We start from the raw sequence: 24850 nt of genomic DNA, 5'->3' as shown, positions 1-24850 counted from the left end.
ACCGTCAGCCCGGGAAACGGTCGGCCGCGATCATCGCGGCAAGTGCAAGCCCCGAGGCCGACAGGACCCCGATCATCAGGGGCAGTGGCGTGCCGTCGAAGGCAAGCCCGATCGGCGCTGCCACCAGCACCGCCAGAACGGTCGAAACGGCGCCCACGGCCGCTGCCGCCATGCCCGCGATATGGCCCATCGGCTCAAGCGCGAGCGTGTTGAGGTTGCCGAAGGTCACGCCCGCCATGAAGAATACGCTGACTGTCCAGAGGAAGAAGATCGGAAACGACCCTTCGCCGCCGGCCAGCCCGGTTGCCCAGGCGAAGGTCGCAAGCGACGAAATGACCACCTGTGTCGCAAAGGCCGTCACCACGATGCGCCGCATCCCCAGCCGCACGACCAGCGCCGCATTGACCAGCCCGGCCGTGCCGGCCAGAAGCGCCTGCAGTGCAAACCAGGCGGCAAAGCTGTCGCCGCGGCCGTAATAGACGTCATAGATCGGCTGCGCCGCCGACAGCAGCGCGAACAACTGGCCAAAGCCCAGTGTCATGGCGATGATATAGAGCTGGACGCGACGGTGGATCATCACCTCGCGCAGGGATGACCAGATGCTGCCCAGCCGGAACGGCCGCCGCCGCTCGGGTGCAAGGGTTTCGGGTTGGCGCGCACTCATCCAGACCAGAGCGAACAGGCCAAAGGCGATGAAGGCCATGAAGATCATCCGCCAGCCCGCGACCAGCAGGATCGTCTGGCCGATGAAGGGGGCGGCCGCCGGCACAAGGATGAAGATCGTCATCACGATCGACATGACGCGCGCCATGATCCGCCCCTGATACAGGTCGCGGATCATGGCGACGCCGACGGTCCGTGGCGCCGAAATACCCAATCCCTGCAGCATCCGCGCGGCCAGCAACAGCGGCAGACTGTCGGCAAGGGCGGCAAGGCCCGATCCTATGATGTAAAGGCCAATGCCCAGCGCGATCACCGGCTTGCGCCCCAGCGCGTCCGACAGGGCCCCCATCATCATCATCCCGATACCGAGGCCAAGCACGAAGCTTGTGACCACCAGCTGTGCGCGGTTCGGTGCCTCGGGCGACAGATCCTGCGCGATCTGCGGCAGCGCGGGCAGCATCGCGTCGATGCTGAGCGCTGCCAGCGCAAAAAGTGCGGCCATGAGACCAACGAATTCGGCAAAGACCAGCGGGCGGGTGGGGCGGAAGAACTGCGACATCCTGTCCCGCTAGCACGGGTTGTCGGGGGGCGCCATATCCCGTGAGGCGCATCGGCCTGCGCCCGCTCAACCCGGAGGGCCCCGAGTCCCTGACCGGGCAGCCGCTTGTGCTCACGGCATGAGCGATGCGCAGATCAGATATGCTGCTAGCGCATATCTGTTCCAAGCTGCGTGACAAGTTCGTCAATCACCTGTTCCCATAGCGCCACGGGTTGCGCCCCCGGCAGCACATGGGCATTCGCGATGATGAAAGTGGGCACGGCACGGACGCCCCGCTCGCGGGCATGCGCTTCACGGGCAAGCACCGTCTCGCGATCCGCATCCGATGCCAGCAGCCGCGTCACCACCGCCTGATCCATTCCCGCGCCGGCGGCGATCTGACCGAGGGTTTCTGTGGCGCCGATGTCACGCCCCTCGCGGAAATAGGCGCGAAACAGCGCCGAGACGACACGGCTTTGCGCCCCCTCAAGCCCTGCCCAATGGATCAGGCGATGCGCATCCAGGGTGTTCGGCATCCGGGTGATCGCGCCAAGGTCCAGTTGCAGCCCCGCCGCCTCGGCCGCTTCGGCCACGGCCACATGGGCCTCGGCGGCCTTGATCCGGCTTCCGAACCGGGCTTCCAGATAGGCGCGCCGGTCCATGCCTTCGGGCGGCATGTCCGGATTCAGCTGGAAAGGGTGCCATTCGACAGTGAAGGGATGGCCGGGCCGCCTTTCCAGTGCGCGGTCAAGAAGTGCCTTGCCGATATGGCACCACGGGCAGACGGGATCGGAAAAGATGTCGAGCCGGATCATGACAAAGCTCCTTGCGGAATGGGCAACGGGCGACGGCAGGTCGGCGCGCGCGCGGGAAAGGCTGGCAAGGCGGAAGGCCCCGAATCCGGCGCCAACCTGCCATCGCCGCGGGCCGACGACAATCGTTTATGGCCGGTCCTGTGGGCGCGGCCTGATCCCGGGCGTGACTGCGAGCGTTGCAACACGTCCTCCCGTGGATTATGGCGCAGGCATGAACGCGAACGAGCCCAAAAGCATCATCCGCATCGCCCGCGAGGGTGGCGCCCCGGTCGCGGTGGAGCCGCTGAACCTTGGCGCGCGGGTGCGGGAACTGCGCAAGGCGCGCGGCTGGACGCTCGAACAGGCGGCAAAACAGGCAGGGCTTGCGCGCTCCACGCTCTCGAAGATCGAGAACGGGCAGATGTCGCCCACCTATGAGGCGCTCAAGAAACTTGCCGAGGGGCTGGCAATTTCGGTGCCGCAACTGTTCACACCCCCCAGTCGTGCGCAGGTCAACGGGCGGATGGCCGTGACCCGCGCCGGCGAAGGGCAGGGTCATGCCACGGTGACCTACGAACACGAGCTTCTCGCCCCAAGCCTGACGCGCAAGCAGATGCTGCCCTATCGCGCCCGGATCCGCGCCCGCCGGTTCGAGGATTTCGACGGCTGGGTCCGCCATGACGGCGAGGAATTCCTGTTCGTGCTGACCGGTGTGATCCGGCTCTATACGGAATTCTACGAACCCGTGGACATGCGCCGCGGTGACAGCGCCTATTATGACGCCAGCATGGGCCACAATGTCATTTCCCTCAGCGAAGAAGATGCCACCGTGCTTTGGGTGACATCGCTGGTCTGACCACCGCGCGCGGAAATCGGCCTGCGGATGGATCCAAATCCGTCCGGTTCGGGTTTGGATCCTGACCGGAACGTGATGCAGGAGACCAACCATGAGACAGCCACGAAAGCCCGTTGACCGGACCGAGACAAAACGGTCGTTGTGGATCATCGCTGCACTGGCGTTGCTGCTTGCAGCAGTGGGGCTTTACGCCTGCAGCTGGCCGGGCCAGGGCACCGACATGCCCGAAGTCGATGCCGAGACGCTGCTGCCGCCGCCCGGGGCCACACCCGGAAACTGACGGCGATCAGCCTGGGGGATCCCAGTTCAGAAGCACCGAGACGGCATCGGCCGTCTCGATCTGCGCGCCGAAGCGCGACCGGTAAAGCGAAAGCAGCGCATCATGCGTCGTATCGTTCGAACTGCACATCGCATCCTCGACCAGCACGACCCGGAAGCCGCGATCCACCGCGCCCATGACGGTTGCCAGCACGCAGACGTCGGTTTCGCCCCCGGTGATGACCAGCGTGTTGATGCCGCTGCCCGCGAGCATCCGGTCAAGGTGCCCCTCGGTCCAGGGGGAATAGACCGCCTTGTCCAGCACCCGCGCCGGCGGGCAAAGCGCCTGCAGCGGCGGCGCAAGGTCCAGAAGCGCCGGATCCAGCTGCGCCAGGGTTACATTGGCCCAGCGCTCATAATAGCGTTGCCAGGCGCCCGGCATGTCCCGGGGCTGGCGGGGCGGCATGAAACGGGTGAAGACCGTCCGCGCGGCGTGATGGCTCGCGATCTCGTGCACCGTCGGCAGGACCCGCGCCATCCAGGGCATCGCCCAGGGCGCGCCCCTGTCGAAAAGCTGCTGCATGTCGATGCAAAGATGCAGAGCCTCGTGCCCAAGGGGGCCAAAGCGCAATCCGCTGGTCATCTCGGCTCTCCGTCTTTCCTGCCACGGCTATCAACCCGCCCATGGGCCGGCTGTTCCGTGGCCATGCGTGACAGGGGCAGAGCGCTGTGCAAGGCTGGATCGGGATCAGACCGGTTGGCGGCTGATCTGCATCAAGGCGCGGAATGCCGGGATGGGCAGGATCGTGCCAAACCAGAGGAGTCCGCATGTACCAGCACATTCTCGTCCCGCTTGCCTTTGATGAACACGATCGCGATCCCGCCGGACCGCTGGCCGCTGCGCGGGCGCTTTCGGGGCCGGATACGCGCGTCACGCTCATGCATGTCATGGAAGAGGCGCCACCCTTCGCGCTGTCCTACATGCCCCCGGGCTATCAGGACGAATTGTGCGAGGCGATCGAGGCGCTTCTTGACAAGCATGCAGCCGGATTTCCGCGCGGCGATGGTGTGCTGATCGAAGGAAATGCCGGCCGCAGCATCGTGGAATGGGCCGAGGAAAACGACGTCGACTGCATCGTCATCGCCTCGCACCGTGCCGGGTTCCGCGGGATCCTGATGGGAAGCACCGCCGTGCAGGTGGTGCGCCATGCGCCGTGTTCGGTGCATCTGATGCGCGGGCAGGATCATCTTGCTTCAACTCCGGCCGCCGATTAGCCTCTGGTGGCGCATCGCCAGAGGAGGGGCCAATGACGCATCCCGATCTTGTGCCGCCCGGACAGGCGGCGGATATCTGCCACATCACGCTGGATGATCTTGTCTGGGCGCTGCGGCAGGGCTGGAACGACTATCGTCGTGCCCCCGCCTTCGGCATGTTCTTCAGCGCAGTCTACGTTGCCGGCGGGATCGTTCTGTGGCTGGCGCTGGGGATCAGCGGCCGCGTCTGGTGGACGGTGCCGGTGACCGTGGGCTTTCCGATTCTCGGGCCCTTCGCCGCCGTCGGGCTTTACGAGGTCAGCCGCAGGCTCGAACGCGGTGAAGGCCTCGCCTGGGGCCCGGTGCTCGGGGTCGTGCTCAGCCAGAAGGATCGTCAGATCCCGTCGATGTCGGCGGTGATCGTGGTGTTCTTCCTGTTCTGGATGTTTCTTGCGCACATGATCTTCGCGCTGTTCCTGGGGCTGCAGGCAATGACGGAGGTGAGCACTTCCTATGCCGTGTTCCTGACGCCGCACGGGCTGGCCATGCTGGGTTTCGGAACCCTGGTGGGTGCGGTCTTTGCGGGCGTGCTGTTTGCAACAACGGTTGTCAGCCTGCCGATGCTTCTGGACCGCGAGGTGGATTTCGTCACTGCGATGATCACCAGTGTCCAGGTGGTGCTGGGCAATCCGCTTGTCATGCTGATCTGGGCAGCGGTGATCGCGATCTGTCTGTTTGCGGCGATGCTGCCGGTGTTTCTGGGGCTGTTTGTTGCGCTGCCCGTTCTTGGCCATGCCAGCTGGCATCTCTATCGCCGTGCAGTTTTCTGAGGCTGGGTCCCGGCAACTCCGGGTCCCCGGATGTATCGGCGATGTGTTTCGGCATGGAATGCCCCATCCCGCGCCCGGGGATGCGGTCTCTCGACCCACATCCCCGGGGACGCCCCCAGAGGCGCGTGCGGCAGGCTGGTGCGGCTTCTTGGGCTGCGCGCTCGGTCCTGGGGGGAACAACTCATCGTGTTGCTTCCACATTCAGAAGCACCGCGCGCCCAGGACATGCGCCCGCAGCGCAGCGACGCGCCGTGGGCCGAACCAGGCGCGGCCGCCGCGAGGCTGCGTGGAAGGCTGAAAACCCCTGGCTACGCGTCGGGTCGCCCGGGGCACTGATGCTGGCGCAAAAAAGGGCGCCCGAACGGGACGCCCTTGAGCTGACCTCTGGTCGTCTCAGCGCTCGCCCGCGCCCGATTTTGCGGCAACAGCCTGCGATACGGCCGGCGAGGACTGGGGCGCCTGCGGCTGCGGCTTGGGCGCCTGCTGCTGGCCGGGGCGCGCCTGTCCGCCGCTGCTGAGCGGGTCTTCCTGACGCTGCACCGAGCCTTCGAAATGCGCGCCGGACTCGATTGCGATGGTCTTGTGGATGATGTCGCCTTCGACCCGGGCAGTCGAGGTCAGCCGCACTTTCAGCCCGCGCACGCGGCCCACGACGCGGCCATTCACCACCACGTCATCGGCCACGATCTCCCCACGAATGGTCGCCTGTTCGCCGACCGTCAGAAGATGGGCGCGGATATCGCCTTCGACCGTGCCTTCGACCTGGATGTCGCCCGTGGTCTTGAGGTTTCCGACGATGGTCAGATCCGACGAGAGGATCGAGGCTGCGGGTTTCGCCTTGGCGGGAGAGCTGTAGTCGTTCATGGGCCTCGTCTGCATTTCGGGTGTGGCCGGGGATTCGGCCTCGGGTGCCTTCTTGGGGCCCGGCTCCTGGATCCTGCTTTTAGAAAACATTTCGTGCCGCCTTGATGTAGTTCATGGGATCAACCGCGCGACCGCCCAGGCGCACTTCATAGTGCAGATGTGTTCCGGTCGAGCGTCCAGTGTTGCCCATATCACCGATCCGATCGCCACGCGAGACTCTTTCGCCCACCTTCACGTGGATTCGCGACATATGCGCATAAAGCGTTTCGATGCCGAATTCGTGGCGGATCCTGACCATGTTGCCGTAACCGCCCGAGTTCCAGCCCGCCTCGACCACCACGCCATCGGCAGTGGACAGGATGGCTGTCCCGCTGGGGCCGGCATAGTCCACGCCCGCGTGCATCCGGCGCCCGCCGGTCTTGGGATCACGGCGATTGCCAAAGCCTGAGGTGAAGCGAACGTTGCTGGGCGTGGGGGCGGCGAAGGGGGCCTTCTGCGCCGCCATGCGGTAGAGGTTCATCTCTTCCAGGCTGTTGAGAATGGCATTCGCCCGTTCTTCCTCCGGGTCGAGATCGCCGGTGCCCTTGGTGGAAACGCCGATCGGGGTCAGCGCATCCGGGCCGGCATAGCCGCGCCGGACCTGGTTCAGAAGCGTCTCGGTTGACAGGCCTGCGGCGCGGAACATGCGGTCCAGGGGTTCCATCGAGACGGTGACCGCTTCCTCCAGCTTCGAGAAGATCTCGTCGTTACGCTCTTCGAGAAGTCGCTTCTCGAGAGCGACCATCTCGGTTTCATTGCGGGCCTGAACCGCAAGCTGCGCGATGGCATCGCGTTCGCCGGCCGTCGCACCGAGCGCGGCGCTGAGGAAGGCGAGCGTTTCTTCCATATCGTGCAGACGGGCGGTATCGGTGCGCGCCGAACCGGTCTGCTCGGCAAGCGCCAGCGTCAGGGCCTCGGCCTCGGCACGGGCGGTATCGCGTTCGCGCACGGTGCGGCCGAGTGTCTTCTGAATCACGTCGATGCCGGTTTCCAGCTCCTTGCCCCGGTCTTCCGAGGCCAGAAGCGCCGACTGCATGTCGGAAATCTGGGTCATGGCGATGGCAAAGCGTTCCTGCGCCATCGCGGCCTCTTCGGCGCGGCGGTCCCGCTCGGCGGAAAGCGCATTGAGACGTGCCTCATAGACCATCTGTTCGCGCTTGGCCTGATCACGGATGTTCCCGCTGCCGATGCTGTCCATCATGATCACTGCGGAAGCGATGATCGCCCAGCCGACAACCGCCGTGCTTCCGGCAAGGATGCCGATCTGCGTCAACGGCCGCAGCCTGATGAAGCGGGTCTCGGTATCCGAACGCAGAAAAAGCCGACGCTCCGGGAACCAACGCTCAAGCGATGCGTTCAGTCGGTTGCTAAGACGAGTTTTCAATGATTCTGTCCCGTTTGCCCCATCCCTGAAGGCTGCGCTCCGCTTCCGGATGTCTGCAACCTTGGCTGTGGTTACAAAGGGGGCGGCTTTCCTGCAACATCTTAAAAATATCTTGGCGGATTCGCGCGGAAAGAGAGTGAAATTGGGCGGAATCCTGCCGACACCGCGGAATGCCTCTGTGCCTGCATCGGGGCTCTGCATCCCTTGCAGCGGACCTTCACCTGCCGTCCCCCAGAACGCCATGGACGCTGTGACTAGCCCTCCTCGGCCAGGGGCCAGTAGAAATCCGGTGGCAATCCGGCCTCGGCCCGTTTTTCGTCATTGAAGGGCGGTTTCAGCGTCGCATGAAAGTATTTGCGCACGAGGCCATGGAACACATCCTTGGGATCAAGATTGTCCCGTCCACAGAGGAAGTTGAACCACTTGGACCCATAGGCGACATGACCGACCTCTTCGGCATAGATGGTTTCGAGCGCGGCAACCGCGCGGTCATCCCCCGCCCGACGGAACACGTCGATCATGCCGGGGGTGACATCCAGGCCGCGGGCCTCGAGCACCATCGGCACGACGGCGAGCCGCCCGAGAAGGTCCTCGGCGGTGTCCTCGGCGGCGCGCCACATCCCCGCATGGGCCGCAAGCGCGCCATAATGGCTGCCAAGTGCTTCAAGACAGTCGCACATCAGATTGAAATGCTTGGATTCCTCATCCGCAGCCTTGACCCAGTCATCATAGAAGCCCGGCGGCATGGGAACATGGCCAAAGCGGGCGATGATATCCCAGTGCAGATCAACGGCGTTCAGCTCGATATGGGCCACGGCATGCAGCAGCGCGATGCGGCCTTCGGGCGTTCCGGGCCGGCGGCGCGGCACATCGCGCGGCGCAAGCAGTTCGGGGCGCAGTGGTCGCGCCGGCCTGTCGGGCGGGCAGGCAGTGCCTACCGGCAGCGGCACCCCTTCAGCCCGGGCCGCGAACCAGCGCGCAGCGTGCTGGCGCGAGAGGGCGGTCTTCGCGCGGCCATCGGCCGTTTGCAGCACCTCGACCGCGCATTCCGTCAGCGTCTTCATAGGGCGCGCACCGCTTCGAGAACCTCCTCGACATGACCGGGCACCTTGACCTTGTTCCAGACGCGCAGAACGGTGCCATCGGCGCCGATCAGGACGGTCGTCCGCTCGATTCCCATGTAGGTTTTCCCGTACATGCTCTTTTCGGTCCAGACGCCGTAGCGTTCGCAGACATCGCTGTCCTCGTCCGACAGGAGCGCGACCTTCAACCCGTGCTTGGCCACGAACTTGTCATGCCGGGCGGCGCTGTCCTTCGAGACACCAAGCACCACCGCGCCGGCGGCTTCGAACTGGTCGGCCGCTTCGGTAAAGCCGATCGCCTGCCGCGTGCAGCCCGAAGTATCGTCCTTGGGATAGAAATACAGCACCACCGGCTTCGGCCGCAGGGCCGAAAGCGTGACCGTTCCGCCGCCGTCGCGGGGCAGGGTGAAATCGGGGGCGAGGGTGCCCGGCGCAATCATGCTCATGTCCTGTCATGTCCCTTGTGCAATGAAGTTGCTTCCTGTTTTAGCTGTCCTGAGCCAAAGATAAAGACGAGGCAGGGACCTCTCGCAAAGCGGCAGGGCGGGTGAAACCACAGGCACGGCACTCCGAGACCAGGCGACCCCCCCGCGGCCGACGGCGCAGGGCCCGGTTCGGCATCTGGCTTCTGTCCAGCATGCTGATGTTGGCCCTGACCGCAGGGATCACGTTCCTGTCGCTGACGGGGCGGCCGGTCCCGGTGCCGGGCTGGATCCTGACCCAGGCCGAGATCCGGCTGAACGCGGGTCTTGGCACGCGTCTGGCGCTGCGTCTTGGCGGGGCCGAGATCCAGATCGATCGCGGGCTTGTGCCGCGCCTGGTGCTGCGTGATCTCGTCTTGCTGGCACCAGAACGCGGAAGCGAGCCGATCGCGCGGATCCCGGTGCTCGAGGCGGGGCTGTCGCGGGACGAACTGCTGGCCGGTCAGCTTCGGCCGACGGTGTTGCGCCTGGCGGGGGGGCACGCGACGCTGCGCCGGGATGAATACGGGCGTTTCGATCTGGCGCTGGGGCAGGCGGATCTGCGCGGGCCCGGATCGCTTGCCGAGGTTCTGGACGCTGTTGACCGTGCCTTCGAGCTGCCCGCGCTGCGCGGGATCACCCGGATCGAGGCCGAGAAGCTCGCGCTGACGCTTGAGGATGCGCGTGCGGGCGAGACATGGCAGGTGACGGACGGACGGATCGCGGTGGTGCAGGACGACAGCACCATTTCGCTCTCGCTCGGGTTCGGGATGACGGGGACCTGGGGCACCCCGGCCGAGGCGGAACTGCGGTTCGTCAGCCAGCGCGCAGGCCCCGAGGCAACGCTCGAGGTCCGGTTTCAGGACGTGGCGGCCGGCGATATTGCGGCCCAGAGCGCCGCCCTTGCCTGGCTTTCGGTGCTCGAAGCGCCGATCTCGGGGGCGCTGACGGCACAGATCGACGCGAAGGGCGCCATCAGCGCGCTTCAGGGGGGGCTCAGCCTTGGCGCCGGGGCCTTGCGCCCCGAGGCCGGAATGCGGGCGATCGGCTTTGACACGGCGCGGCTGGATCTGGAATATGATGCCGAAGCGGACCGGCTGGCGTTCAACAACCTGCGTATCGACAGCCCGACGCTGCGCCTGCGCGCCGAAGGCCACGCCTATCTGCGGGATTTCGACCGGGGCCTGCCGGAAACGCTGCTGGGCCAGTTCCGTTTTGCGGATGTGCAGATCGACCCCGAGGGCCTGTTCGCCGAGCCGGTGCGGTTTGATGAGGGCGCAGTTGATCTTCGGGTGGCGCTTTCGCCGTTTTCCGCCACGTTGGGCCAGCTGGTGCTGATCGAGGACGGGCGCCGCCTTTCCGCGACCGGGCGCGTTGCGGCGCTGCCCGAAGGCTGGGATCTGGCGCTGGATCTTGCGCTGAACGAAATCACCCACGACCGCCTGCTTGCGCTCTGGCCGCCCGAACTGGTGCGCGGAATGCGCAACTGGCTGGTCGAGAATGTGCAGACCGGCCTGATCTATAATGTCACGAGCGCGCTGCGGCTTGCGCCGGGGCAAGAGCCGCGGCTGGCGGTGGGCTATGAATTCAGCGATGCCGACGTGCGATTCCTGCGCACCATGCCGCCGATCCTGTCGGGGCGTGGCTATGCGGCGATCGAGGGCACGGCCTATACGATGGTGCTGGATGCCGGCCAGGTGGCCGCGCCACAAGGCGGGCTGATCGACGTGCGCGACAGCGTCTTTCAGGTGGCCGATGTGACCCAGCGGCCCGCGACTGCCATGCTGAAACTGAACACCGAAAGCAGCATCACTGCCGCGCTGGCCTTTCTGGATGAACCGCCGTTCGGCTTTCTCAGCCGGGCGCGCCGGCCCGTCGATCTGGCCGAGGGGCGCGCCGAGTTGCAGGCGGTGCTGCGGTTTCCGCTGATGCGGGGCGTGCCGCCCGATCAGGTTGAATATCATGTAACCGGCCGTCTCTCGGACGTGCAGTCGGACCGGATCGTGCCGGGGCAACAGCTTCGATCGGACGAGATGACGATCGAGGTCACGCCCGCGCTGCTGCGGATCGCGGGACCGGGGCGGCTGGGTGAGGTTCCCTTCGATGCCGTCTGGACCCAGCCATTGGGGCCCGCGGCGGCGGGCATGGGCAGCCGCCTCGAGGGCCGTGCCGAGCTTTCTGCCGCGGCCGTGGCGCAGTTTGCCCCCGCACTTCCCGCCGGGCTGATCTCGGGGCGCGGGAGCGCCGATTTCCGCGCCGTGCTGCGCCCGGATGAAGCCCCCCGGTTCGAACTCGACTCGGATCTTCTGGGGCTTGGGCTTGCGATCCCCGCGGTGGGATGGTCGAAGGGGCCAGAGGTGCCGGGTCGGCTTGCCCTTGCGGCGACGCTTGGCGCACAGCCGGATGTCACCCGGATCGAACTGTCGGCGCCGGGCCTTGCGGGCGAGGGGGCGGTGGCCCTTGGCGCGAACGGCGGGCTTGATGCGCTGCGTCTGTCACGGGTGCGGCTGGGGCGCTGGCTTGATGCGCCGGTCGTCCTGCGCGGACGCGGCCCCGGGCAGCCGCTGGGGATCGAGGTGACGGGCGGAACCCTTGATCTGCGCGGCGACGGCCTGCCAGCCCTTGACGGGGCCGGGCGCGGGGGGCAGTCGATGCAGGCCGGGCCGATCCGGCTGCGCCTTGATCGGGTGCTGGTGGCCGAGGGGCTGGCACTGACCGGCTTTGACGGGCGCATGTCGACCCAGGGCGGACTCAACGGCCTGTTCGAGGCGCGGGTAAATGGCGGATCTGCGGTCAGCGGAAAGATCACGCCGCTTCTGTCGCCGGACGGGGTGCCCCTGAACCGCAGCATGATCGAAGTCACGGCTGCGGACGGAGGCGGTGTCCTTGCGGCCGCGGGGCTGGCGGATCGGGTCGCCGGCGGGGCAATGACGCTGCGGCTGGTGCCGCGCGGGCGCGGACATTTTGACGGCGCCCTGCATCTGGGGCCGCTCAGCATCATTCGCGCGCCGGCACTGGCCGAGATCCTGGGTGCGCTGAGCATCGTGGGACTTCTGGAGCAGCTGAACGGGCAGGGGATCGTCTTCAGCGAAACCACCGCCCAGTTCCGCTTGACGCCGCAGGGGATCGAGATCATCAGGGGCGCCGCAACCGGCCCCTCGCTGGGCGTGACCCTCGCGGGGGTCTATGATTCTGCCAGCAAGAGGCTTGACATGCAGGGGGTGGTTTCGCCCGTGTTTCTGATCAACGTCATGGGCAGCCTGATCGCACGTCCGGGCGAGGGGCTGTTCGGTTTCAACTATGCCCTCGCCGGCCCCGTCGAGGCGCCTGCCGTCAGCGTCAACCCGCTTTCAATCCTGCTGCCCGGTCCGACCCGTGATCTGCTGCGCCGCCCTGCCGCGGCGCTCTCCGACAGCCCGGCCGTCAGCCAATCGCGTTGAGAACCCATGAAGCTTTCCGACTTCGACTTCCATCTGCCCGAGCATCTGATCGCCACGCGCCCGGCCAAGCCGCGCAGTTCGGCGCGCCTGCTGGTGGCGCAGGGCGACAGCATCCGCGATCTGCATGTGCATGATCTGCCCTCGGTCCTGGGCGCGGGCGACCGGCTGATCCTGAACAACACCAAGGTCATCCCGGCGCGCCTGTCCGGACGCCGCAACCGGATCTCGGCCGAGGGGCCGGTCGAGGCCGGGGTCGAGGTGACGCTGCTTGATCCTGCCCCCGAAGGTGGCTGGCGTGCGCTGGCCAAACCGCTGCGCAAGCTGCGCGCGGGGGATGAAATAACCTTTCCTGCCGGCCTTTCCGCCCAGGTCGCGGCGCGCGATGCCGAGGCCGTTCGACTGGTCTTCAACCTCGAAGGCGCGGATTTCGACGCGGCGCTCGCCCAGGCGGGCGCCATGCCGTTGCCTCCCTATATCGAGGCGCGCCGCCGCGCCGACAGTCAGGACAACGAGGATTACCAGACCGTTTTCGCACGCCGCACCGGGGCGGTCGCCGCCCCCACGGCCTCGCTTCATTTCGATGCGCCGCTTCTTGCTGCGCTGGCCGAGGCCGGGGTGCAGTTCACCGAGGTGACGCTTCATGTCGGTGCCGGCACCTTCCTGCCGGTCAAGGTCGAGGATGTGACCACCCACCGGATGCACGCCGAGTGGGGGGAAGTCACGGCCAAGGCTGCGGCCGAGATGAATGCGACCAAGGCGGCGGGCGGACGCATCATCCCGGTTGGAACAACGGCGCTGCGGCTGATCGAAAGCGCCGCGGACGAGGCCGGGCGGATGCAGCCCTGGCAGGGCGAAACCGACATTTTCATCTATCCGGGCTATCGCTTTCGCGTCACCGACGCGCTGATGACGAACTTCCATCTGCCGAAATCGACCCTTCTGATGCTTGTCTCGGCGCTCATGGGCCGGGAACGGATGCAGGGGGTTTACGATTATGCCATTGAAAAGGAATACCGGTTCTTTTCCTATGGGGATGCGTCGCTGCTGATCCCCTGAGCAGGCGGATCGCGGAGACGCTATCGGGCGCAGAAGCGTCGCGTGGCGCGCTGCGGGATCCTGCGGGCGCGTGCAGAAAGACCGGGCAGGAAGAGAGAGGGACGACATGTTCGCGGTGCTGGCCAATTCATGGGCGCTTTTGCTGGGCGTCATGCTCCTCATGGTCGGCAACGGCGTCCAGGGCACGCTTCTGGGGGTGCGCGGTGCGATCGAGGGGTTCAGCACCTTCGAGATGTCGATCGTCATGTCTGCCTATTTCGTGGGCTTCCTGTTCGGATCGCGGCTTGCGCCGGAACTGATCCGCCGGGTGGGGCATGTGCGGGTCTTTGCGGCGCTCGGTTCGCTCATCTCGGCGCTGCTGGTTCTTTACGCGGTCGCACCCAATCCGGCTGCCTGGATCCTGATGCGCGTGATCATGGGCTTCTGTTTTTCGGGCGTCTATGTGACAGCGGAAAGCTGGCTCAACAACTCCGCGACCAACGAGACCCGGGGGCAGGCGCTTTCGGCCTACATGATCGTGCAGATGATCGGCATCATCGGCGCGCAGGGGCTGATGGTTCTGGGCGACGCAGGCGGCTATCTGCTGTTCGTGCTCCCGTCGGTGCTCGTGTCGCTGGCCTTCACGCCGATCCTTCTGTCGGTCAGCCCGGCGCCGGTCTTCGAGACCACCCAGAGCATGAGCTTCCGGCGCCTGTTCATCGCATCGCCCCTGGGCTGCATCGGCATCTTCCTGATGGGTGGGGTGTTCTCGGCGCTTTTCGGGATGGCGGCGGTCTGGGGAACCGAGGCCGGGCTCAGCGTCGCGCAGATTTCGCTTTTCGTGGCGACGATCTATCTGGGCGGGCTGCTGTTCCAGTATCCGATTGGCCGGATCTCTGACCGGATGGACCGCCGCCAGCTTATCCTGATGGTGGCGCTGGTGGGGGCGGTGTCGATGGTGTTTCCGGTGCTGTTCAACCCGCGGTTCGAGCTGCTTCTGGTGCTGGCCCTGATCGTGGGGGGCGTGTCTAACCCGCTGTATTCGCTGCTTCTTGCGCATACCAACGACTTTCTGGATCAGCGGGACATGGCAGCGGCTTCGGGCGGGCTCTTGTTCATCAACGGGTTGGGGGCGATTGCCGGGCCGCCGATCACCGCCTGGATGATGGGCCTTGTCGGCACCAACGGTTTCTTCCTTTACATTGCCGTTCTGCTGGCGGCCCTGACCGGCTATGCCGGCTGGCGTGCAACGCAGCGTCCCGCGCCGGCGGTCGAGGAGACCGGCACATTTGCCACCGTCTCGCCCGTCGGTTCGGCCGTGGCGCTTGAGGCAGTGTTCGAGGTCGCGCAGGAATCGACCGAAACCGAACCCGCGCAAGAGTGAGGGACCAGAGGTTGCCAGAGCGGCCGTGCCGTGCAACCCTTGGGAACGTCGTCACCGAAAGGACCCGCCATGCCTGAAACCGCCGCAATCCTCGATTTCTGGCTGAAGGACGTCGGGCCGAAGGGCTGGTACGAGAGCAGCGAAGCGCTGGACGACGAAATTCGCCAGCGCTTTCTGCCGCATTGGGAACAGGCGCGCCGCGGGGCACCTGATCGCGGGGCATGCAGCGCCGAAGGGGTCCTTGCCTATATCATCCTGACCGACCAGTTCCCGCGCAACATGTTCCGCGAGGATCCGCGCGCCTTCGCAACTGATCAGCTGGCCCGCAGGGCGGCACAACGTGCCATCCACATGCGCTGGGATCTACGTGTTGCCGAACCCGCGCGGCAGTTCTTCTATCTGCCGCTGATGCATTCCGAAATCCTTGCCGATCAGGAACGTTGCGTGCGCCTTGTGCTGACGCGGATGCCGGAAACCGGGGCTGAAACCCTTGTTCATGCCCGCGCCCATCGTGGCATCATCCGCCGGTTCGGCCGGTTTCCGTACCGCAACGCGGCGCTGGGGCGCAGCAGCACGCCCGAGGAAGAGGCCTTTCTCGCGCAGGGGGGATATCGCGCGGCCGTCAGCGCACTGCAGGCCGAGGCCGCAGAGTGATTGAATAGCGGCAAAAAGTGGTTTAACGCTAAACCAATTTCAGCGCGGAGGATGCGGCATGGCAGCGAAGGCCTATGATGTGATCGTGATCGGTGCGGGGCCAGGCGGATATGTGGCCGCCATCCGGGCCGCGCAGCTTGGTCTGTCCGTCGCCATCCTCGAGCGGGAGAATCTGGGCGGGATCTGTCTCAACTGGGGCTGCATTCCGACCAAGGCGCTGCTGCGATCTTCCGAGGTGTTTCATCTGATGCACCGCGCGAAAGAGTTCGGGCTGAAGGCCGATGGCATCAGCTTCGACCTGGACGCGGTGGTGAAACGTTCGCGTGGGGTGGCAAAGCAACTGTCGTCGGGCGTTGCGCATCTGATGAAGAAGAACAAGATCACCGTGGTGATGGGCGAGGCGCGGCTGACCGGCAAGGGCAAGGTCACCGTCACAACCGACAAGGGCACCGAGGATCTGACCGCGCCGAACATCATCCTGGCCACCGGCGCCCGCGCGCGCCAGCTTCCGGGGCTCGAGGCGGACGGCGATCTTGTCTGGTCCTACCGCGAAGCATTGGTGGCGAAACGGATGCCCAAGAAGCTGCTTGTGATCGGTTCCGGCGCGATCGGCATCGAATTCGCCAGCTTCTTCAACACGCTTGGCGCGCAGACCACGGTTGTCGAGGTTATGGACCGCATCCTGCCCGTCGAGGACGAGGAAATCGCGATCTTCGCCAGGAAGCAGTTCGTCAAGCAGGGCATGACGATCCTGGAAAAGGCCGCCGTCAAGAAGCTTGACCGGGGGCAGGGCAAGGTCACGGCCCATATCGAACAGAACGGCAAGGTCGAAACGCAGGACTTCGACACCGTGATCTCGGCCGTGGGGATCGTGGGGAATGTGGAAAACCTCGGGCTGGAGGACCTGGGTGTCACGATCGACCGCACCCATGTCGTGACCGATGAATACTGCCGCACGGGTGTCGAGGGGCTTTATGCCATCGGTGACGTGGCCGGCGCGCCCTGGCTTGCGCACAAGGCCAGCCATGAAGGCGTCATGGTCGCGGAACTGATCGCAGGCGGGCATCCGCATCCGATCAAGCCGAACTCGATCCCCGGCTGCACCTATTGTCATCCCCAGATCGCGAGTGTCGGCCTGACCGAGGCCAAGGCAAAAGAGGCCGGGCATGAGATCAAGGTGGGCCGTTTCCCCTTCATCGGCAACGGCAAGGCCATTGCGCTTGGCGAACCTGAAGGCCTGGTGAAAACCGTTTTCGACGCCAGGACGGGCGAGCTTCTGGGCGCGCATATGGTCGGCGCCGAGGTGACGGAACTCATTCAGGGCTATGTGATCGGGCGGACGCTGGAAACCACCGAGGAGGACCTGATGCATGCCGTCTTCCCGCATCCGACCCTGTCCGAAATGATGCATGAAAGCGTGCTTTCCGCCTATGGCAGGGCGCTGCACTTCTGAAGGCCCGGCGCGGGGGCCTCAACCCCTGCGCCAATTCACGCCTGTTCACCTCTTGTTCACATTTTAGGGTTGGAGACTCGGCCGCTCTCGCCTATCTCTGGGTCTGTTGCCGAATGGGGACCGGGGATGCCTGAACAGAAGATGATCGAGGTTCGCGGCGCGCGCGAGCATAACCTCAAGAATATCGACGTGGACATCCCGCGCGATCAGCTGGTCGTGATTACCGGCCTCTCGGGGTCCGGCAAATCGAGCCTGGCCTTCGACACGATCTATGCCGAGGGCCAGCGCCGCTATGTCGAGAGCCTTTCGGCCTATGCGCGCCAGTTCCTGGACATGATGCAGAAGCCCGACGTTGACCACATCTCGGGCCTCTCACCGGCAATTTCAATCGAACAGAAGACGACCTCGAAGAACCCGCGTTCGACCGTGGGCACGGTCACCGAGATCTATGATTACATGCGGCTGTTGTTCGCCCGCGTCGGCACCCCGTTTTCACCCGCCACCGGCCTGCCGATCGAGGCGCAGCAGGTGCAGGACATGGTGGACCGGGTAATGACGATGGAGGAGGGCACGCGCGCCTATCTTCTTGCCCCGATCATCCGCGACCGGAAGGGCGAATACAAAAAGGAATTCGCCGAGCTGCGCAAACAGGGCTTCCAGCGCGTCAAGGTGAATGGCGCGTTCCATGATCTGGATGAACCGCCCACGCTCGACAAGAAGTTCCGCCACGATATCGATGTGGTGGTGGATCGGATCGTGGTGCGCGAGGGCCTCGAGACGCGCCTTGCCGACAGCCTCCGCACCGCGCTTGACCTTGCCGACGGGATCGCGGTGCTGGAAACCGCCCCGGCCGAAGGCGAGCCCGAGCGCATCACCTTCAGCGAGAAATTCGCCTGTCCCGTCTCGGGCTTTACCATCCCCGAAATCGAGCCACGGCTGTTTTCGTTCAACGCCCCCTTCGGCGCCTGTCCGGAGTGCGACGGGCTTGGCGTCGAACTGTTCTTCGATGAACGCCTCGTGGTGCCCGATGCCGCGCTGTCGCTGTCAAACGGGGCGATCGCACCCTGGCGCAAGGGCAAAAGCCCCTATTTCACCCAGACGATCGAGTCGCTTGCCAAGCATTACGAGTTTGACAAGAAGAAGGCCTGGAAGGATCTGCCGGCGAATGTGCAGCAGGTGATCCTGTTCGGCTCGGGCGACGAGGAAATCCCCTTCCGCTATGACGAGGGGGGCCGCGTCTATAACGTCAGCCGCGTCTTTGAAGGCGTGATCCCGAACATGGAGCGGCGCTGGCGCGAGACCGACAGCGCCTGGGTGCGGGAGGAATTCGAACGCTATCAGAACAACCGTCCCTGCCATGCCTGCGGTGGCTACCGGCTCAAGCCCGAGGCGCTGGCGGTCAAGATCGGCGGGCTTCATGTCGGGCAGGTGGTTCAGATGTCGATCCGCGAGGCGCTTGCCTGGGTCGAGGCCGCGCCCGAAAGCCTGAGCAAGCAGAAGAACGAAATCGCCCGGGCAATCCTGAAGGAAATCCGCGAAAGGCTCGGGTTCCTGGTGAACGTAGGCCTTGATTATCTGACGCTGGCGCGTAACGCGGGCACCCTGTCGGGTGGCGAAAGCCAGCGGATCCGGCTGGCAAGCCAGATCGGCTCGGGGCTGACGGGGGTGCTTTATGTGCTTGATGAGCCTTCGATCGGCCTGCACCAGCGGGACAATGACCGCTTGCTGACCACGCTCAAGAACCTCCGCGATCAGGGCAACACGGTTCTGGTGGTCGAACATGACGAAGAGGCGATCCGCGAAGCGGATTACGTCTTTGACATCGGGCCCGGTGCCGGCGTCCATGGCGGACAGGTGGTCGCCAAGGGCACCCCGGCCGAGATCACCGCCGATCCCGCCAGCCTGACCGGGCAATATCTTTCGGGCGCACGCGAGATTGCGGTGCCGAAGCTGCGGCGCAAAGGGAACGGCAAGAAGGTGACGGTGGTCAAGGCCACGGGCAACAACCTGCGCGAGGTGACCGTGGATTTCCCGCTGGGCAAGTTCGTCTGTGTCACCGGCGTATCGGGGGGGGGCAAGTCGACGCTGACCATCGAGACGCTGTTCAAGACCGCCTCGATGCGGTTGAACGGCGCCCGCCAGACACCCGCACCCTGCGAGACGATCAAGGGGCTGGAACAGCTCGACAAGGTGATCGACATCGACCAGCGGCCGATCGGCCGGACACCCAGATCGAATCCGGCCACCTATACCGGGGCCTTCGGCCCGATCCGCGACTGGTTTGCCGGGCTGCCTGAATCCAAGGCGCGCGGCTACAAGCCCGGGCGCTTCAGCTTCAACGTCAAGGGGGGCCGCTGCGAGGCCTGCCAGGGCGACGGCGTCATCAAGATCGAGATGCACTTTCTTCCCGATGTCTATGTCACCTGCGAAACCTGCAAGGGCAAACGGTACAACCGGGAAACCCTGGAGGTTCAGTTCAAGGGCAAGAGCATCGCCGACGTTCTGGACATGACGGTTGAAGATGCGCAGGGCTTCTTTCAGGCCGTACCCGGTATCCGCGAGAAGATGGACGCGCTGATGCGGGTGGGCCTGGGCTACATCAAGGTCGGCCAGCAGGCGACCACGCTGTCGGGCGGCGAGGCGCAGCGCGTCAAGCTGTCGAAGGAATTGTCGCGCCGTTCAACCGGTCGGACCCTCTATATCCTTGACGAGCCGACGACCGGGCTGCATTTCGAGGATGTGCGCAAGCTTCTGGAAGTCCTGCACGAGCTTGTCGAGCAGGGCAATTCGGTGGTGGTGATCGAGCACAATCTGGATGTGATCAAGACGGCAGACTGGATCATCGACATCGGCCCCGAAGGCGGTGACGGTGGTGGCGAGGTTGTGGCGACCGGCACGCCTGAAGAGGTGGCCGAGATTGGCCGCAGCCACACCGGCCATTACCTCAAGCCGTTGCTTCGGCCGCGCAAGGTCGCGGCCGAATAGGCCGCCATCACCGCAGCATAGCGCTTTGTGCCGTGACCTGTTCGAGAATTTCCATGGTCGCGGCATGAACCCGGAAAATTTCGCCATTGACGCGATAGTAGCGCCAGTAGCCGTCAACCGGGGGTAGGCCGTAATACTGCGGGTTGAACAGGATATTGTATTGATAGGCGGGCAGCGTGTCGCCGACCTGATAGCCTGCCTCCATTTCGTGCAGGGCCGGCGAGATGGGAAGATCAGCCAGCGCCGCGGCGCAGACCTCGGTGGGGCTATCGCCGGGCGGGCAGTTGGCATGTGCGGCTGCGGCAGGCAAAAGCAGGCAGGCCGCAGCAATCGCTAGGCTGCGAGGTGTCATGTTGTCCTCCGACAAGACGGGTCACGTTTTTGTGGGTCGGAGGAGCAACGCGGCAAACCGGGGGCGGTTCCGCGCCTGGGCTGGCCTATTTTCGTGCAGCGCAGGTATTCATGCCCAGCAGACTGTAGAGCGGGCAGGTTTGCAGAAGGCCGGTTGCCAGCGGCACGAGCCCGAGAAGATAGAGCCAGCGATAAGGCGCATCCGTGTGCAGCACGAAGCCGACCAGAAGCGCCGCCCCGAAGAGAATGCGCAGCGCCCGATCATAGCCGCCGACATTGCGTTCGAACATGGTTACCTCCTGTTAAAGATGTCTCATCATCCCGGATTCCATGCACGTATTCAATCATTAATATCTAACTGCGGCCTCGTGTCTCGAACCGCGGGAGCATTGCGGAAAAGTCGCGGCCACGGCCGTCTTCCTGTTCGACGAAGGTTTCGTAAAGCGCGGCGGCAAGGCTGCCCATCGGCGTATCGGCATCCGCCGCTTCGGCCGCCTGACGCGCCAGACGCAGATCCTTGAGCATCAGTTCCGCCGCGAACCCGGGCTTGTAGCCGTTGTCGGCCGGGCTTTGCGGGCCGATGCCCGGCGCGGGGCAATAGGCGTTCATCGACCAGCTGTAGCCGGACGAGGTGGAGACCACGTCGAACATCTTGCCGCGGTCCAGCCCCAGCTTGTCGGCCAGGGCGAAGGCCTCGCAGGTCGCGATCATCGTCACGCCCAGGATCATGTTGTTGCAGATCTTTGCCGCCTGCCCGGCACCGGCGCCACCACAATGGACGGCCTTCTGGCCCATGATATCGAACAGCGGACGCACCTTGTCGAACGCCTCGGCGGGGCCGCCCGCCATGAAGGTGAGCGTTCCGGCGGTGGCGCCACCCACGCCTCCTGAAACCGGGGCGTCGATGGCCATATGTCCTGCCTCGCCGGCCTGTGCCGCCACGGCCCGTGCGCTCTCCACATCGACCGTCGAGCAATCCACGAGAACCGCGCCGGACTTCAGGGCCGGGATGATCTGGGCGGCGACGCCGCGCAGGATCTCGCCGTTGGGCAGCATGGTGATGACGACCTCGGCACCGGCAACGGCCTCGGCTGCACTGGCGGCGGAGGCGACGCCGGGCGGGCAGGGGGCGACAAGGTCGAAGCCCACGACCCTGTGCCCGGCCTTCGCAAGATTGGCAGCCATAGGCCCGCCCATGTTCCCAAGTCCGATGAAGGCGATGTTCATCTTTGCTGTTCTCCTGTCCATTCACGATCCCCCAGCGGGGCGAGCAGTTCCTGCACCTCGGCCTCGGCCACATCGGCAGCGCCGGCATGACGCCAATGCGGCGTCCGGTCCTTGTCGATGATCGCCGCGCGGATGCCTTCCTGAAAATCGGCCTTTTCCTGGGCGCGGAAAGTGAAGCGATACTCCCCGGCCAGCGCCGCGGCCAGATCGGCCTCCGGACCAAGCGCCCGGATCATGGCCAGGGTGCACGCCATCGACAGCGGCGAGTTCTTTGCCAGCACCGCACGGGTTCCCTGTGCGAAAGTGCCTCCATCAACGGCAAGTGCATCAAGGATCGCTCCCAGGTTGGCCGCGGAGAAAACGCGATCGATCACGGGCCGAAGGCCTTCCAGCCGGCCTTCGGGCGGGGCTGTGGCCGCCGCCGGAATTGTCGCCGGATCGCCCGTGGTGACAAGCGCCCGCACCAGCCCGGGCCAGTCGGCCTCGGGCACATGATGATCGGCAAACCCGGTCAGGATGGCATCCGCAGGCCCCATCCGCGCGCCCGTGAGGCCCAGATAGGCCCCAAGTGCCCCCGGCGCGCGGGCCAGAAGAAAGGTGCCGCCGACATCCGGGATCAGGCCGATCCCGCATTCGGGCATGGCGACCTGTGCGCTTTCGCCCAGGACCCGGTGGCTTCCGTGACAGCCGATCCCCACACCGCCGCCCATAACGAACCCCTGCATGAGGCTGACCACCGGCTTGGGGTAGCGATGCAGCGCCAGGTTCATCCGGTATTCATCCGACCAGAAGCGGCGGGCATGTTCGTAATCCCCGCGCTGACCGGCCCGCCAGATGTCTGCAATATCGCCACCGGCACAAAAGGCGCGCGGCCCCTCGGCATCGATCAGCACCAGTGCGACTTCAGGATCGCTGCGCCACCCGTCCAGCGCCTGTTCGACGGCCAGGCACATCGGGTGGCTCAGCGCGTTCAGGGCCTGGGGCCGGGTCAGGGTGATGCGCCCGGCGCGGCCTTCGATGCGGATGCGGATATCGTCCATCAGCGCTGCTCTGCCAGAAGGTGCCGCGCCGTGATCAGGCGCATGATCTCGTTCGTGCCTTCAAGGATCTGGTGCACCCGCAGGTCCCGCACGATCTTTTCGATCCCGTAATCCGCCAGATAGCCGTAGCCGCCGTGAAGTTGCAGGCATTGATCGGCGACGCGGCTGCCGGCTTCGGTGACGAACTTCTTGGCCATGGCGCAGAATTTCGACGCATCGGGCGCCTTCTGGTCAAGCTTCCATGCCGCCTGCCGCAGAAAGGTTCGGGCGGCCTGAAGCTCGATCTCCATGTCGGCAAGCCGGAACTGCAGGGCCTGAAACTGGTTGATCGGCTGCCCGAAGGCGCGGCGCTCCGACATGTAGGCAAGGGTCATGTTCAGCGCCGACTGCGCGGCCCCCAGCGAACAGGCCGCGATGTTCAACCGCCCACCGTCCAGCCCGGCCATCGCATAGCGGAAGCCCGCGCCTTCCTCGCCCAGCAGATCGTCCGAGGGCACGGGGCAATCGTCAAGCTGAACCTGTCGCGTGGGCTGGCTGCGCCATCCCATCTTGTCCTCCAGCCCGCCGAACGACAGGCCGGGGCTGCCATCCGCGACGATGAAGGCGGAAATTCCCTTGGGTCCGTCGCCGCCACTGCGCGCCATCACGATATAGGCGTCGGAATAGCCGCCGCCGGAAATGAAGGCCTTGGTCCCGGTGAGGCGGAAGCCCGCATTATCCCGCACCGCCCGGCACCGCAGTGCCGCAGCGTCCGAGCCGCTGCCGGGTTCGGTGAGACAATAGGAAAAGATCCGGTCCATCGTGACCGCAGGGCCAAGGTGGCGCGCCTTCAGATCGGCGCTGCCGAAACGGTCGATCATGGTGGCGCACATGTTGTGGATGGACAGAAAGGCCGCGACCGAGGGGCAGGCCATGCTCAGCGCCTCGAAGACCAATGTTGCGTCCAGCCGCCCAAGGCCCGCGCCACCCGTCTCTTCCGAGACATAGAGCCCCCCGAACCCCAGTGCGGCAAGCTCTGGCCACAGGCTGCGCGGGATCGTGCCCTCGGCTTCCCAGGTCCGCGCGTGCGGGGCGATATGCTCGGCTCCGAAAGCATGCGCCATTTCGAAGATCGCGGTCTGTTCCTCGGTCAGTGCGAAATCCATGGCTTCCTCCCTGCCAGAATTGAACGATTGTTTAGTTTCCAATCCTTGCAAGAGTTTTGCAAGGCATCGGGCAGTTGGCATTTTCCGCGTCCTGCGCCACAGTCGGCAGCGGATGAACACGGGATGCAGAATGACCCTTATCGTTATCGCCATGTGCACGCTGGGCAGGCCGCAGATGCTGAAGGCGGCGCTTGCCTCGCTTGTGGTGCAAGAGGTGCCCGAAGGCACACGCCTGCGGCTTCTTGTGGTGGAAAACGCGCCCGAGCTGTCGATCCAGCCGGTGCTGGATGCGTTCCCCGGCGCCGGTATCGTCGCGGTGACCGAGCCGCAGCGCGGCATCGCTGCCGCGCGGAACCGCGCCCTGGAAACGGCGCTTGAGATGGGCGCGGACTGGATCGCCTTCATTGATGATGACGAGGAGGCCCATCCGGACTGGATCGCGCGCCTTTACGCCGGCGCCACACAGCGCGACCTTGATCTGGCGGGTGGAATCGTCTGGCCCAAGCTGCCCGGTGGTGCCCTGAACATCACGCAGAAGATGGTGTTCGACGGCCTGCAGTTTCGCGCCGCGCGCAGCCATCGCCGGCATGTGCGCCGCATCGCAAGGGGTGGGGATGCCACCGATCTTTACGCAACCTCGAACTGGCTGTGCCGGGCCACGCGGCTGCACGAGGATGGGCTGCGCTTTGATGTGCGGCTGGCGGCGGGCGGTGGCGAGGACATGCTGTTTTCCCAGCAGGCCATCGGACGAGGCTGGCGGCTGGGGCGTATCCTTGATGCCGTGGTAGAGGAAACCGTGCCGCAGGCACGGCTGTTGCCGGCCTATGTGTTTCAGCGGGCGCGGGATGCCGAACGGTCGCATTTCCAGGCCGGATTTACGAAGGCAAGCCGGGGCCGGCACGCCATGCGCACGACGGTCTATGCATTCGGCCGCGGGTTCAGGGGCGTGGCGAACCTGCTGGCGATCCCGGTACTGGGGGGGCGCGGGTTGGTCGAGGGGCTTTCGGCCCTGGGCGCGGCGCTCGGCCGGATCGAAGGCTTCTTTGGCCGCAAGAGCGAGCGTTACCGCCGGATCGAGGGCAGTTGAAAAGGCCCCGCAGATGCGGGGCCCCT

At 65.3% G+C, this 24850-nt stretch carries 23 protein-coding genes; 11 read left to right on the top strand and 12 right to left on the bottom strand.

Annotated elements, in window-relative coordinates; genetic code table 11:
* Window positions 1–4: 4 nt before the first annotated feature.
* A complete protein-coding gene (locus ACFQXB_RS13105; RefSeq protein WP_377404491.1) occupies window positions 5–1222 on the bottom strand; it encodes an MFS transporter in 1218 nt (405 codons plus the stop codon).
* A 146-nt stretch (window positions 1223–1368) separates the two neighbouring features.
* On the bottom strand, window positions 1369–2016 hold the full coding sequence (locus tag ACFQXB_RS13100) for a DsbA family oxidoreductase (protein WP_377404488.1): 648 nt from the start codon (window positions 2014–2016) through the stop codon (window positions 1369–1371).
* 211 nt (window positions 2017–2227) lie between these two features.
* Between ACFQXB_RS13100 and ACFQXB_RS13095 the strand changes: the two genes are divergently transcribed.
* Window positions 2228–2851 (top strand): helix-turn-helix domain-containing protein, encoded by a 624-nt coding sequence (locus tag ACFQXB_RS13095; RefSeq protein WP_377404485.1) that lies wholly within the window; start codon window positions 2228–2230, stop codon window positions 2849–2851.
* 91 nt (window positions 2852–2942) lie between these two features.
* A complete protein-coding gene (locus tag ACFQXB_RS13090) occupies window positions 2943–3131 on the top strand; it encodes a hypothetical protein (protein WP_377404482.1) in 189 nt (62 codons plus the stop codon).
* A gap of 6 nt (window positions 3132–3137) precedes the next feature.
* On the opposite strand, the gene ACFQXB_RS13085 is transcribed toward ACFQXB_RS13090, so the two are convergent.
* Complete coding sequence (locus tag ACFQXB_RS13085) at window positions 3138–3752, bottom strand: cysteine hydrolase (RefSeq protein WP_377404479.1); 615 nt, start codon at window positions 3750–3752, stop codon at window positions 3138–3140.
* Window positions 3753–3937: 185 nt separating this feature from the next.
* Between ACFQXB_RS13085 and ACFQXB_RS13080 the strand changes: the two genes are divergently transcribed.
* Together ACFQXB_RS13080 and ACFQXB_RS13075 are read left to right on the top strand one after the other, a co-directional pair.
* Complete coding sequence (locus tag ACFQXB_RS13080; RefSeq protein WP_377404476.1) at window positions 3938–4384, top strand: universal stress protein; 447 nt, start codon at window positions 3938–3940, stop codon at window positions 4382–4384.
* Between the two features lie 32 nt (window positions 4385–4416).
* Window positions 4417–5193 (top strand): DUF2189 domain-containing protein, encoded by a 777-nt coding sequence (locus ACFQXB_RS13075; RefSeq protein ID WP_377404473.1) that lies wholly within the window; start codon window positions 4417–4419, stop codon window positions 5191–5193.
* A 393-nt stretch (window positions 5194–5586) separates the two neighbouring features.
* On the opposite strand, the gene ACFQXB_RS13070 is transcribed toward ACFQXB_RS13075, so the two are convergent.
* The 4 genes from ACFQXB_RS13070 to bcp form a co-directional block, all read right to left on the bottom strand.
* Entirely contained in the window at window positions 5587–6147 is a 561-nt protein-coding gene (locus ACFQXB_RS13070; RefSeq protein ID WP_377404470.1) for a bactofilin family protein, read from the bottom strand.
* Window positions 6137–7480 carry a DUF5930 domain-containing protein gene (locus tag ACFQXB_RS13065; RefSeq protein WP_377404467.1) on the bottom strand — a complete coding sequence of 448 codons (1344 nt, stop codon included), beginning with the start codon at window positions 7478–7480 and terminating at the stop codon, window positions 6137–6139. Before ACFQXB_RS13065 ends, ACFQXB_RS13070 begins: the two co-directional genes overlap by 11 nt.
* A gap of 254 nt (window positions 7481–7734) precedes the next feature.
* Window positions 7735–8544, bottom strand: coding sequence for a ferritin-like domain-containing protein (locus ACFQXB_RS13060; protein WP_377404464.1), 810 nt, complete (start codon window positions 8542–8544; stop codon window positions 7735–7737).
* Window positions 8541–9008, bottom strand: coding sequence for a thioredoxin-dependent thiol peroxidase (bcp, locus tag ACFQXB_RS13055; protein WP_377404461.1), 468 nt, complete (start codon window positions 9006–9008; stop codon window positions 8541–8543). The genes ACFQXB_RS13060 and bcp overlap by 4 nt, the downstream gene beginning before the upstream one ends.
* A gap of 197 nt (window positions 9009–9205) precedes the next feature.
* Here bcp and ACFQXB_RS13050 point away from each other — a divergent pair, with 197 nt between their 5' ends.
* The 6 genes from ACFQXB_RS13050 to uvrA all read left to right on the top strand — a co-directional run bounded on the left by ACFQXB_RS13050 (window position 9206) and on the right by uvrA (window position 19974).
* Entirely contained in the window at window positions 9206–12463 is a 3258-nt protein-coding gene (locus ACFQXB_RS13050; RefSeq protein WP_377404458.1) for a hypothetical protein, read from the top strand.
* A gap of 6 nt (window positions 12464–12469) precedes the next feature.
* Window positions 12470–13519 (top strand): tRNA preQ1(34) S-adenosylmethionine ribosyltransferase-isomerase QueA, encoded by a 1050-nt coding sequence (queA, locus tag ACFQXB_RS13045; protein ID WP_377404455.1) that lies wholly within the window; start codon window positions 12470–12472, stop codon window positions 13517–13519.
* A gap of 106 nt (window positions 13520–13625) precedes the next feature.
* Window positions 13626–14882 carry an MFS transporter gene (locus ACFQXB_RS13040; protein ID WP_377404452.1) on the top strand — a complete coding sequence of 419 codons (1257 nt, stop codon included), beginning with the start codon at window positions 13626–13628 and terminating at the stop codon, window positions 14880–14882.
* A 69-nt stretch (window positions 14883–14951) separates the two neighbouring features.
* The gene (locus ACFQXB_RS13035; protein ID WP_377404449.1) at window positions 14952–15536 is read left to right on the top strand and encodes a DUF924 family protein; all 585 of its coding nucleotides are present in this window, start codon (window positions 14952–14954) and stop codon (window positions 15534–15536) included.
* Between the two features lie 58 nt (window positions 15537–15594).
* Window positions 15595–16989: a dihydrolipoyl dehydrogenase gene (gene lpdA / locus ACFQXB_RS13030; protein ID WP_377404446.1), complete on the top strand. Its 1395-nt coding sequence runs from the start codon at window positions 15595–15597 to the stop codon at window positions 16987–16989.
* A gap of 126 nt (window positions 16990–17115) precedes the next feature.
* Window positions 17116–19974, top strand: coding sequence for an excinuclease ABC subunit UvrA (uvrA, locus tag ACFQXB_RS13025; RefSeq protein WP_377404443.1), 2859 nt, complete (start codon window positions 17116–17118; stop codon window positions 19972–19974).
* Window positions 19975–19981: 7 nt separating this feature from the next.
* Here uvrA and ACFQXB_RS13020 read toward each other — a convergent pair whose 3' ends face one another.
* From ACFQXB_RS13020 to ACFQXB_RS13000, 5 genes are all read right to left on the bottom strand, one after another.
* Window positions 19982–20326: a hypothetical protein gene (locus ACFQXB_RS13020; protein WP_377404440.1), complete on the bottom strand. Its 345-nt coding sequence runs from the start codon at window positions 20324–20326 to the stop codon at window positions 19982–19984.
* 85 nt (window positions 20327–20411) lie between these two features.
* Window positions 20412–20615: a YgaP family membrane protein gene (locus tag ACFQXB_RS13015; protein WP_377404437.1), complete on the bottom strand. Its 204-nt coding sequence runs from the start codon at window positions 20613–20615 to the stop codon at window positions 20412–20414.
* A gap of 64 nt (window positions 20616–20679) precedes the next feature.
* Window positions 20680–21552 carry a 3-hydroxyisobutyrate dehydrogenase gene (gene mmsB, locus ACFQXB_RS13010; RefSeq protein WP_377404434.1) on the bottom strand — a complete coding sequence of 291 codons (873 nt, stop codon included), beginning with the start codon at window positions 21550–21552 and terminating at the stop codon, window positions 20680–20682.
* A complete protein-coding gene (locus tag ACFQXB_RS13005) occupies window positions 21549–22592 on the bottom strand; it encodes an enoyl-CoA hydratase/isomerase family protein (protein ID WP_377404431.1) in 1044 nt (347 codons plus the stop codon). Before ACFQXB_RS13005 ends, mmsB begins: the two co-directional genes overlap by 4 nt.
* On the bottom strand, window positions 22592–23737 hold the full coding sequence (locus ACFQXB_RS13000; protein WP_377404428.1) for an acyl-CoA dehydrogenase family protein: 1146 nt from the start codon (window positions 23735–23737) through the stop codon (window positions 22592–22594). Before ACFQXB_RS13000 ends, ACFQXB_RS13005 begins: the two co-directional genes overlap by 1 nt.
* 130 nt (window positions 23738–23867) lie before the next feature.
* Between ACFQXB_RS13000 and ACFQXB_RS12995 the strand changes: the two genes are divergently transcribed.
* Window positions 23868–24824, top strand: a complete 957-nt coding sequence (locus ACFQXB_RS12995) for a glycosyltransferase family 2 protein (RefSeq protein ID WP_377404425.1) — start codon at window positions 23868–23870, stop codon at window positions 24822–24824.
* Window positions 24825–24850: the final 26 nt, after the last annotated feature.

The organism is Halodurantibacterium daqingense (assembly GCF_042666235.1).
GTDB classification, from domain to species: domain Bacteria; phylum Pseudomonadota; class Alphaproteobacteria; order Rhodobacterales; family Rhodobacteraceae; genus Halodurantibacterium; species Halodurantibacterium daqingensis.
This window is presented reverse-complemented; position numbering and strand designations above follow the sequence as displayed.

Excerpts from the sequence above, each read along its gene's own strand:
- ACFQXB_RS13085 (WP_377404479.1), bottom strand. The coding sequence starts at position 3,752 with ATGACCAGCGGATTGCGCTTTGGCCCCCTTGGGCACGAGGCTCTGCAT.
- ACFQXB_RS13020 (WP_377404440.1), bottom strand. The coding sequence starts at position 20,326 with ATGACACCTCGCAGCCTAGCGATTGCTGCGGCCTGCCTGCTTTTGCCT.
- ACFQXB_RS13070 (WP_377404470.1), bottom strand. The coding sequence starts at position 6,147 with ATGTTTTCTAAAAGCAGGATCCAGGAGCCGGGCCCCAAGAAGGCACCC.
- ACFQXB_RS13050 (WP_377404458.1), top strand. The coding sequence starts at position 9,206 with ATGTTGGCCCTGACCGCAGGGATCACGTTCCTGTCGCTGACGGGGCGG.
- bcp (WP_377404461.1), bottom strand. The coding sequence starts at position 9,008 with ATGAGCATGATTGCGCCGGGCACCCTCGCCCCCGATTTCACCCTGCCC.
- ACFQXB_RS12995 (WP_377404425.1), top strand. The coding sequence starts at position 23,868 with ATGACCCTTATCGTTATCGCCATGTGCACGCTGGGCAGGCCGCAGATG.
- ACFQXB_RS13100 (WP_377404488.1), bottom strand. The coding sequence starts at position 2,016 with ATGATCCGGCTCGACATCTTTTCCGATCCCGTCTGCCCGTGGTGCCAT.
- lpdA (WP_377404446.1), top strand. The coding sequence starts at position 15,595 with ATGGCAGCGAAGGCCTATGATGTGATCGTGATCGGTGCGGGGCCAGGC.
- ACFQXB_RS13090 (WP_377404482.1), top strand. The coding sequence starts at position 2,943 with ATGAGACAGCCACGAAAGCCCGTTGACCGGACCGAGACAAAACGGTCG.
- ACFQXB_RS13000 (WP_377404428.1), bottom strand. The coding sequence starts at position 23,737 with ATGGATTTCGCACTGACCGAGGAACAGACCGCGATCTTCGAAATGGCG.
- ACFQXB_RS13060 (WP_377404464.1), bottom strand. The coding sequence starts at position 8,544 with ATGAAGACGCTGACGGAATGCGCGGTCGAGGTGCTGCAAACGGCCGAT.
- ACFQXB_RS13075 (WP_377404473.1), top strand. The coding sequence starts at position 4,417 with ATGACGCATCCCGATCTTGTGCCGCCCGGACAGGCGGCGGATATCTGC.
- ACFQXB_RS13040 (WP_377404452.1), top strand. The coding sequence starts at position 13,626 with ATGTTCGCGGTGCTGGCCAATTCATGGGCGCTTTTGCTGGGCGTCATG.
- uvrA (WP_377404443.1), top strand. The coding sequence starts at position 17,116 with ATGCCTGAACAGAAGATGATCGAGGTTCGCGGCGCGCGCGAGCATAAC.
- ACFQXB_RS13080 (WP_377404476.1), top strand. The coding sequence starts at position 3,938 with ATGTACCAGCACATTCTCGTCCCGCTTGCCTTTGATGAACACGATCGC.
- ACFQXB_RS13015 (WP_377404437.1), bottom strand. The coding sequence starts at position 20,615 with ATGTTCGAACGCAATGTCGGCGGCTATGATCGGGCGCTGCGCATTCTC.
- queA (WP_377404455.1), top strand. The coding sequence starts at position 12,470 with ATGAAGCTTTCCGACTTCGACTTCCATCTGCCCGAGCATCTGATCGCC.
- ACFQXB_RS13105 (WP_377404491.1), bottom strand. The coding sequence starts at position 1,222 with ATGTCGCAGTTCTTCCGCCCCACCCGCCCGCTGGTCTTTGCCGAATTC.
- mmsB (WP_377404434.1), bottom strand. The coding sequence starts at position 21,552 with ATGAACATCGCCTTCATCGGACTTGGGAACATGGGCGGGCCTATGGCT.
- ACFQXB_RS13095 (WP_377404485.1), top strand. The coding sequence starts at position 2,228 with ATGAACGCGAACGAGCCCAAAAGCATCATCCGCATCGCCCGCGAGGGT.
- ACFQXB_RS13035 (WP_377404449.1), top strand. The coding sequence starts at position 14,952 with ATGCCTGAAACCGCCGCAATCCTCGATTTCTGGCTGAAGGACGTCGGG.
- ACFQXB_RS13005 (WP_377404431.1), bottom strand. The coding sequence starts at position 22,592 with ATGGACGATATCCGCATCCGCATCGAAGGCCGCGCCGGGCGCATCACC.